This window comes from Streptomyces sp. NPDC001890 (genome assembly GCF_042891445.1).
Lineage (GTDB): Bacteria > Actinomycetota > Actinomycetes > Streptomycetales > Streptomycetaceae > Streptomyces.
Genome location: NZ_JBIATE010000067.1, coordinates 1 through 8,137, shown reverse-complemented (window position 1 = coordinate 8,137; position 8,137 = coordinate 1). Strand labels below are relative to the sequence as shown.

General features: G+C 66.5%; 10 protein-coding genes and 3 pseudogenes. 9 read left to right on the top strand and 4 right to left on the bottom strand.

The features are described from left to right. The 5 genes and pseudogenes from ACFYY1_RS42805 to ACFYY1_RS42785 all read left to right on the top strand — a co-directional run. Positions 1–177 (top strand): aldehyde dehydrogenase family protein (locus ACFYY1_RS42805; RefSeq protein ID WP_388595483.1); only part of this gene is annotated, 177 nt, incomplete at its 5' end. Positions 178–214: 37 nt separating this feature from the next. Next, complete coding sequence (locus tag ACFYY1_RS42800; RefSeq protein WP_388595488.1) at positions 215–490, top strand: hypothetical protein; 276 nt, start codon at positions 215–217, stop codon at positions 488–490. Between the two features lie 145 nt (positions 491–635). Continuing rightward, the gene (locus ACFYY1_RS42795) at positions 636–1,091 is read left to right on the top strand and encodes a carboxymuconolactone decarboxylase family protein (protein ID WP_388595480.1); all 456 of its coding nucleotides are present in this window, start codon (positions 636–638) and stop codon (positions 1,089–1,091) included. Positions 1,092–1,191: 100 nt separating this feature from the next. Then, the gene (locus ACFYY1_RS42790) at positions 1,192–1,353 is read left to right on the top strand and encodes a hypothetical protein (protein WP_388595481.1); all 162 of its coding nucleotides are present in this window, start codon (positions 1,192–1,194) and stop codon (positions 1,351–1,353) included. Further along, a pseudogene (locus ACFYY1_RS42785) lies at positions 1,286–1,650 on the top strand (hypothetical protein); the annotation flags it as partial. The gene ACFYY1_RS42790 and the pseudogene ACFYY1_RS42785, both read left to right, overlap by 68 nt. 162 nt (positions 1,651–1,812) lie before the next feature. On the opposite strand, the gene ACFYY1_RS42780 reads toward ACFYY1_RS42785, so the two are convergent. Further along, positions 1,813–3,348 carry an AMP-binding protein gene (locus ACFYY1_RS42780; protein ID WP_388595478.1) on the bottom strand — a complete coding sequence of 512 codons (1,536 nt, stop codon included), beginning with the start codon at positions 3,346–3,348 and terminating at the stop codon, positions 1,813–1,815. A 308-nt stretch (positions 3,349–3,656) separates the two neighbouring features. Between ACFYY1_RS42780 and ACFYY1_RS42775 the strand changes: the two are divergent. Then, positions 3,657–4,394, top strand: a pseudogene (locus ACFYY1_RS42775) (IS481 family transposase); the annotation flags it as partial. On the opposite strand, the gene ACFYY1_RS42770 reads toward ACFYY1_RS42775, so the two are convergent. Then, the gene (locus tag ACFYY1_RS42770) at positions 4,334–4,891 is read right to left on the bottom strand and encodes a hypothetical protein (protein WP_388595486.1); all 558 of its coding nucleotides are present in this window, start codon (positions 4,889–4,891) and stop codon (positions 4,334–4,336) included. The pseudogene ACFYY1_RS42775 and the gene ACFYY1_RS42770 sit on opposite strands and share 61 nt — an antisense overlap. A 409-nt stretch (positions 4,892–5,300) precedes the next feature. On the opposite strand from ACFYY1_RS42770, the gene ACFYY1_RS42765 reads away from it, so the two are divergent. Beyond that, entirely contained in the window at positions 5,301–5,642 is a 342-nt protein-coding gene (locus ACFYY1_RS42765) for a hypothetical protein (RefSeq protein ID WP_388595476.1), read from the top strand. Positions 5,643–6,401: 759 nt separating this feature from the next. Further along, positions 6,402–6,857 carry a hypothetical protein gene (locus ACFYY1_RS42760; RefSeq protein ID WP_388595475.1) on the top strand — a complete coding sequence of 152 codons (456 nt, stop codon included), beginning with the start codon at positions 6,402–6,404 and terminating at the stop codon, positions 6,855–6,857. Positions 6,858–6,921: 64 nt separating this feature from the next. On the opposite strand, the gene ACFYY1_RS42755 is transcribed toward ACFYY1_RS42760, so the two are convergent. Continuing rightward, on the bottom strand, positions 6,922–7,236 hold the full coding sequence (locus ACFYY1_RS42755; RefSeq protein ID WP_388595473.1) for a WG repeat-containing protein: 315 nt from the start codon (positions 7,234–7,236) through the stop codon (positions 6,922–6,924). 53 nt (positions 7,237–7,289) lie between these two features. On the opposite strand from ACFYY1_RS42755, the gene ACFYY1_RS42750 reads away from it, so the two are divergent. Then, positions 7,290–7,949, top strand: a complete 660-nt coding sequence (locus ACFYY1_RS42750; protein ID WP_388595484.1) for a hypothetical protein — start codon at positions 7,290–7,292, stop codon at positions 7,947–7,949. Here the strand turns inward: ACFYY1_RS42750 and ACFYY1_RS42745 are convergent. Next, positions 7,930–8,043: pseudogene (locus ACFYY1_RS42745) on the bottom strand (IS5/IS1182 family transposase); the annotation flags it as partial. The gene ACFYY1_RS42750 and the pseudogene ACFYY1_RS42745 sit on opposite strands and share 20 nt — an antisense overlap. Positions 8,044–8,137 lie beyond the last annotated feature (94 nt).

The following is an 8,137-nucleotide window of genomic DNA, read 5'->3' as shown; positions in this document are numbered from 1 at the left end:
GACGAGGCCGAGGCGGTGGCGTTCGCCCGCCGGATGGACACCGGGCAGGTCGACATCAACGGCGGCCGGTTCAACCCGCTCGCCCCGTTCGGCGGTTACAAGCAGTCCGGCGTCGGCCGCGAACTCGGCTCCCACGGGCTCGCGGAGTACCTCCAGACCAAGTCCCTCCAGTTCTGACCGCTCCGCCCATCGCCGCCCCTCAAGGAGCCTGTCCGTGGTCCGCGCCGCCGTACTGCCCGCCGTCTCAGCTCCCCTGGAGAGCACCGGCATCGAACTCCCCGAGCCCGGCCCCAGCCGGGTGCGGGAGCAGGAGACCGATCCGGCACCGGGATTGCCCGGGTTCAACCCACTGCGTTGGCCGCCCTGCGAGTGCCCGCGGTGCCGTTCCGACGAGGGCGACGGAGCTGCGGAATCCGTGTTGATACGGCAGCTCCGAGCCAGGGTCACCGAGGAGAACGGGCTGCGCAGCTCCCTGCGGCGTACGTGGTGAGGACCCCGGCGCGCCCCGGCCGCGAAGCGGCGAACGGGCCTCTCGTCACACTTCCGCTCCGCCGTCCGTCAGTGCAGTGAGGGCGCGGCGGGAACGCCGCCGCGACAGCCGCCGCGACCGTGACGGACAGCGAAGGAGAGACATCATGCAGGCACGTATCGAGAACCCGGCCGAGATCCTTCCCGAGGCCCTGCCGCCCGTACTGGGCCTGGTCAAGGCCATCAGCAAGGGCGGGGTGCCGGAGACCATGCTCGAACTGGTCGGTCTTCGGGTGAGCCAGATCAACGGCTGCACCTTCTGCGTCGACGGGCACGTGCGCAACGCCAGGAAGGCCGGGGAGAGCGACGAGCGGCTGTTCGCGGTGTCGGCCTGGCACGACGCGCCGTACTTCACCGACGCCGAGCGGGCCGCGCTGGCGCTCGCGGAGCACGCGACCCGGCTCAGCGACCGTTCCGATCCCGTGCCCGACACCATCTGGGACGAGGCCGCCCGCCACTTCAGCGAGAAGCAGCTCTCCGCGCTGGTCCTCGCGATCGGTCTGACGAACCTGTTCAACCGCATCAACGTCACCACCCAGCAGCCCCCGGGCAAGACCTGGTGAGCCCCGCGCCGGTCACACCCCCGGGCGATAGCCTGGGGGTGCGGCAGGCGCGGACGCGCGGGCTGTCCGGGCTCAGGCAGATGCAGAGCTCGCCGGACGTATCGCTGAGATCCACCGGCAATCGGGCCGTACCTACGGGGTCCCGCACGTCACAGCCGAGCTGAAAAAACGCCGGAAGGCGGGTCGATCTCAAACGCTCCGTCTTCGACAAATTCCTGCAACTCCTACGATTCGGCTGCTTCTACCAGGCCATGGCGGATGACACGCGCTCGACCACCGCGATCCGGACCTGGCAGGATGAGCGGATACGCCTGGGAACCTTGCCTGGCTGAAGTAGAACGCGATCGATGGGACCAAAGCGGCCATCCAGATCACCCAGCGGTGGTACGTCGAACGAGCCCACGTCTGGCAGAACGTCTCCCCCCGTTCCGTCCGCTGCTACGGAAGGCGCGCCACCTTCATCGAGGCCTTCTTAGACCTAGCCGACAGTGATTACCGTCTGTAGTCTGATCCGTGAACCACCCACCGCTGGGACACACGTCTCCACCGTCGGCCATGACACCAGTCTATTTGCTCGAGTTGTTACTGACTTCGGCCTTTCAGGGGGATGGTGGCGAGGGCGAGTCCGATTCCGGTGGGGAAGCTGTCGGCCAGCGAAGCGGACTGTCTTGTGCCGGTGAGGCTGGCGGCGCTGCGCCAGCCTTTGAACCGCCGTTTCCTGTCAGGCTGCTCCGAGTTCATGCTCGGCCCGCTGCCGCAGCTGCTTTTTGTCCGGCTTACCGGCATCGGTCAGGGGCAGTGCGTCGATGAAGTTGATGGAAGCCGGTTCGTACATCGCGCCACGTTCGTCGCGGACCAGGTCACGCAGCTGCTGTTCATCGATTCCGCTGCCGGGAACCGGGACGACGACGGCGTGCACTCGCTCCGTGCGATCACCATCACGGACACCGAAGACGGCGCTCTGAAGGACGTGCGGGTGGGAGTTGAGCGTGTCCTCCAGCTCGGTGGTGTACACATGGCCGCCGACCACAATGATCATGTCCTTGAGCCGGTCGATGACCGTCAAGTAGCCTTCAGCGTCGAGGAATCCGATGTCGCCGGTGTGCAGCCAGCCGTCCCGAAGCACCTCGGCGGTCAGTTCGGGCTGCTTCCAGTACTCCTTCATGAGCGTGGCGGAGCGAACGCAGATCTCGCCGTGCTCGCCCGTTGGCAGGTCACGTCCGGCCTCGTCACGGATCACCACCTCAACCCCGGGCAGCACTCTTCCCGCCGAGCGCAACCGGTCCGGCCGCCCCGGATCGTGGTCCTCGGGCAACAGCGCACTGATTCCGCCCGCCTCGTTCTGGCCGTAGAACTGGCGCAGCACAGGGCCGAAGCGCCGTATGGCGTCGGCTATGCGGGCGGGCGAGGACTGGCAACCCCCGTAGGCGATGTAGCGCAGTGTGGAGGTGTCACGGACGTCCGAATCGGGGTGGTCCATCAGCTGGTAGAGCAAGGGCGGTAGGAGGAAGAGGTGGCTGATGCGCTGTTGTTCGATGGCGAGGAGAACGTCGGCGGGATCGAATTCGTCGAGCAGGACGACGCGGCCGCCGGCCCGGAGAACGGCGTCAGTGATCATTCCGGCGGCGTGGGCGAGGGTGGTGGACACCAGCAGTTGGGGCGGCTCCTCTGCGGGGTCGGTCGTGAACGGTCGCACCTGCTCATAAGTGGTGCAGATGCCTTTGGGGTGGCCGGTGGTGCCGCCCGTGTGGCGAATGGTGCACACATCGCGCGGCCGCGCCCGGCTCTGCAGCGGCTGGGGGGAGTGCTCGGCCGCCAGCTCCAGCAGGTCCGCTCCCACCTTCGTGGGGCCGAGCACGAGAACGGTCGACACCGGGGTCGACTCGGATATCTCCGTGGCCCGTTGCAGGTATCGGGGATCGACGATCAGGGTACGGGTCTCGATATCGCGGACGATGGCGGCCTGGGACTCGGCTGAGAGCTTGTTGTAAAGGTGATTGACCCGGCAGCCGATCAGGTTGGCTGCGTAGCGCGCCGCGATCGTTTCCGGCAGGTTGCCGCACAGCAGCGTGACGGTGTCTGCGCGGTCGATGCCCTGGGCGCGCAGCGCTCGTGCCATCCGGTAGACGAGATCGCGGAACTCGCCTGCGGTGACCCGACGCTCCTGGTGTAAAAGGATTTCGCGCCCCGCGTTGCTCGCTAACGCGTCGAGGTTTTCCTCGACGTATGTACGAAAGGTCCGGGTAGTTGTTGACATGTTCAATTCCTCCTGGCGGGCGACACATAGTCCAGCGAGCCGCCTCAGCGGTACTTTTGGTTGCCAGAGGCAACTAAAAGTAGAATAGCTTTTTCTGATTGACGTCTCCAAGTGAGGCTCAATCATCCGATTGTCGACGGCGGCGCAATTCGGTTGAAACGCATGAACTGGGCATTTCGTGGCCCTAGTTGTTCTGTCCCGGGAGGTTGTGGACGGGTGATGCAGGTCTCGGCTGAGGGGCCTTGAATGGGCGAGGGCCTTCCGGATTTGGTGTGGATTGCGACGTCTACACCGACCGAAAGGCCATCGTGCCCCACCGTAATGCACCGCTGACCGAGACCGGCCGTCTGCGTCTGGCCCGCTGCGTCGTCGAGGACGGCTGGCCCTTGCGCCGGGCCGCCGAGCGCTTCCAGATCTCACCGACAACGGCCCAACGATGGGCAGACCGCTATCGGCTGTTCGGCGAGGCGGGCATGGCGGACCGGTCGAGCCGTCCACACAACAGCCCCCGCCGGACGCCGACGCGGACCGAATGACGGATCATCAAGGTCCGACTCGCACGCCGGTGGGGACCCACCCGCATCGCCCATCTGTTGGGCCTGGTGCCCTCGACCGTGCACCGCATGCCGACCCGCTTCGGCCTGGCCCGCCTGACCCACCTCGACCGGGCAACCGGCCGTGTCATACGCCGCTACGAATGCGACCGGCCCGGCGAACCGGTGCACGTGGACATCAAGAAACTCGGCAACATCCCCGACGGCGGCGGCCACAAGACACTGAGCCGCCAAGCAGGCAGGAAGACCTGATCCGGGGCCGGCTACAGCTACATCCATACCGCCGTCGACGACCACTCCCGCCTCGCCTGCAGCGAAATCCACTGCGACGAGAAGAAGGAGACCGCCACCGCGTTCTGGCAACGGGCGCAGACCTTCTTCGCCTCGTGCGGGATCACCGTCGAACGCGTGCTCACTGACAACGGCGCCTGCTACAAGTCCCACACCTGGCGCGACGCGCTGGCAGCCGCCGGGATCACCCACAAGCGAACGACGTCGGCCTCGATGTCGCCCATGACCAGTATCTCGCCGCTGGTGAGGACCCCCCGGGTCGTCACTGCGCCGCCGATCGCCACCACCGAGTCGGGGCCGCAGTTGGCGAGCACGCCGTCGACCATCACCGATCCGGTGACCACGAAGGGCGCGCCCACGCCGAGGTCGCCCTTGACCACCAGGTCGCCGTGGTGGAAGAGCGGGGTGTCCACTTGCTGGTCGCCGATCAGGGTGCGGGTCGTTCGGGTGTCGCCGAGTGTCTTGGCGCACATCTCCGGGACGTACCCGAGCAGGTCGGGGTTGAGGGTGACGCGCAGCTGGGCGACGAACTCCTGGTAGCTGTCGAGGTCCCTCTCCACGAGATCGGCGAGCCAGCCGCTGTCGCTGTTGTCGGATTTGAGCGCGGCGGCCCGTTCGGCCCGCATCACCTCGACGGTCCGCCGGATCGCGGCCATGTCGATGGGCAGCGGGGTGTCGCCGTTCTTGTTGTGTGCCATGACGTTCGCTTTGTCTGCGGTCAGGGAACGGGCCGGTGTGGCCCGTCCGTCGGGGGCACCCGCACCAGCGGGGTGCGAGCGGCGAAGACGAGAGCCGCAGGCTACCGGCCCACCGAGAGCCGAGGCCGTCCGGTGGGTTCGCGGCGGCGGCATGCAGGTGGCCGGGAGCGCTCTCGGCAGCTCCAGAAAACACACGCCGTCCCGCGCGGGCATCAGTAGAAACCCTCAACGCGGCACGCAAGCCTGGCCGTTCAGGTCCACCGGCAACTAGCGTCAACGGCGTGACCGGAACGCCAGAGGTGAATGACCATCACGTTAATCACCGCATCCGTCCGGCAAAGGAGGCCAGCAGCGATGGCCTCCGGCAGAACTAGTTAACGTTTCCCTACTCGAAATGCAGGAGAAATTGATGCTCAAGCGAACCATGGTGACCCTCGCGACAGCCGTCCTCGGGTTGTCCGCTCTGGCTGCTGTCCCCGCTCAAGCAGCCCCTGTGGCCCAGGCCGATCCGCCCACCGGCTGCGTCACCTGGATCGAGTGGGCCCATGAGGGCCCCAACGTCCACTGGTACGGAGGGGGCAAGGTGCAGTGCGACACCGGCACCTACCAGGCCAAGGTGGTCTGCTACTCCGGGCAGCACGGCCTGGGGTACGTCCTCTACAGCAGCAACACCGTCGAGGCACCCGACGTGGCTGCGGTCACCTGCAACCCCGGCCACGTCGCGCAGAGCGTCCACGTCGTACCTGCGTAGCGGCATCCCGGGCCTGCCGCCGCCGACGCGGCGGCGGGGCCGCGGGTTGGGTTCCGGAACCCTGCCGAGCACCCCCTGGGGCCGAGAGAGAGGGGCCGGGGAATGAAATCAGGGACGGAACGAAGGCTTGAGCGCGGTGGTCGGGCAATTCGAGACCGACAGTGTGCGGCGCGGCAGGACCGCTCTGGCCGCAGAGGGGGTCAGGCCGTGCCGCACCCGGTCGGGCCGGCGCGTCCCGCCGGGCCCGTTCGTCCTCGTCCTTGATGAGCCCGGCCGCGCGGGCGGCCGTCTTGATGATGGTCCGCACGGTCCGGGCTGATCAGCGTGCTCTCCTTCGGGCCGAGTGAGATCGACGGCACCGAGCGCCCGTGAAGGGCATCTTCGGGTGCCCCGCAAGCATGCCGAGCCCCTGGGGAGGCGAAGGATGGTCCGGGAGGCCGTCAGAACGGTGCTGACGGGCCGGTGGTGGTGAAGCTCGGCACATGGCTCGACAACGTCCAAACGGGCCGCGAAACTGTCCGAACAGCGCCGTGCGGACCTTGATGAACTCGGCATGCGCTGGTAGACAGCTGAGACGCAGAACGTTGAGAGGGCCCGGATCCCCATCGGATCCGGGCCCTCTCATCTCTCGTGCGCCGCGCCGCGGCGAACGCCGGGGCGGCGCCCTGGCCGGTCGTGGTCCTCGGAGGTTCAGTAGAAGTACGGAAATGCCGCACGTGGGAGAGAAGCCGCCGACTACCCCGGCATAGCGTGCCAGGCATGAGCACAGTGTTGATGTACGCCCGGTTCGCTCCGGAGCAGTTGGCCCGGTACGCCAGCGACTGGTACGCGGTGGTCGAGTGGTACGGGGAGTGGGACGAAAGCGACGTCCCGATCGTGTCCGTACCGCAGAAGTCGATCGCCCTGTTCGAGTTCGTGCTGGCGGACGCGGGCACACCGGTCACGTTGTACACGCTGGGCATCCACGAGGGAACCATCCGGCAGCCGGACGACGTCGAGCCGTGGCTTCTGTCCGATGTCGGAGAGTTTTTCGAGCCCTGGTCTGTCACTCCTGCGGGCGTGACGGCGCTGGCCGCCGCCCTGGGCGGGAACCCCTTCGACTTCCTGGTCGCCAGGGCCGATTCCGTCAAGATGGCCGCGGCCGGGGTGGCCCTAGTGCCGGACCGGGGCCGGCGCAAGGGCTTCGACAAGTCGCACTACGAGGAGCTCGCCTGATTCCTCGCCGACGCCGCGGCGGCCGGCGAGGGGCTGATCGTCTTCTACGTGGACTGATCGGTTTCTACGACGGCCGGTCGACGGACCGTCCCTGGGTGTCGATACCCGTCCACCGGCCACCGTAGGAGCCGTCCTCGGTGTTCAGGATCACCTCGGCGGTTCCGTCGCGGAACGGCCGCACACAGATGAACCGTTGGCCCATCGGTATGCGCCACCGCCCCTCCGTGTCGATCAGGCCGTAGGAGAAAGGATCGTAGGACTGGTCCTCGACCCAGTTCAGCTCCAGGTCCGCCGCGCTGTACGGAGGGCGGAAGAGGACGACTTCGAGCGAGTAGTCGAGCAGCCGGTGCGGGTCGGCCGAGAGTTGCTGCCCGGCCACACTGTCTGTCGTAAAGCAACATATCCGGGTTCGTACAGAATGTGAGTGGCGACGTGTCTTTCGAGCAGTGGGCACAGAGTTGGGAATCAGTACCGATGGCGGAGGCGACGGAGCGCTACGACATCGGCGAAGCCAGCAACGGCCTGCTGGATGACCTGGATGACTTCTTCGGGGAAGAGCCGGAGTGCTTCTTTGTGCACCGGGGTGATGTAACCGTGGAAGGGCCTCTGGTGATGGGGAACGGCCCGGACGAAGCAGTGGACACGGTTTATGTCATCGACGGCGACTTGACCGTCAACGGTCCGATGCGCTTCTTGAACATGGACGTCTACACGCCGCTCTATGTCACCGGCTCGGTCACCGCTCGGGACCTTTTCCTCGAGGACTGCAATCTGATCATCGGTGGCTCGCTCACCGTCGGGGGACTGTTGATGACGGAACTCACCGATGGCGGGATGTTCGTCGTGCGCGGTGTCACATCTGCGGGCGCGTGGCTCGAATGGTCAGACAGCGGCGAAGTTACAATCGCCCATGACCTGAAGACCCGCCGGCTGCGCGCCTCCGATGGTTTCTACCACGAGCAGGCTGAAGCCGAAGATGCAGCCGAGGTCCTGTTGCCCCGGTTCTTCGACGGTGACGAGGACGTCTCGGATCAGCTGTGGGAAGCCGCACTCGAAGGACAGCCCATTTGGCGAGTCTGCGGTGGCAGATGAGGGTGCAGGCGATGCTGGTGAAGGCGAGGAAGTGCTCGGCCTTGCGTTCGTAGCGGCGGTGGAGTCGGCGGCAGCCGGCTAGCCAGGCCATGGTGAACCTTCCCCTTGATCGTGGACACCTGGAGACTGGGACGTGAGGTTCCAGAGGAAGTAGCACCAGGTGGGAAGCAAGTACACGAAGCGGTACA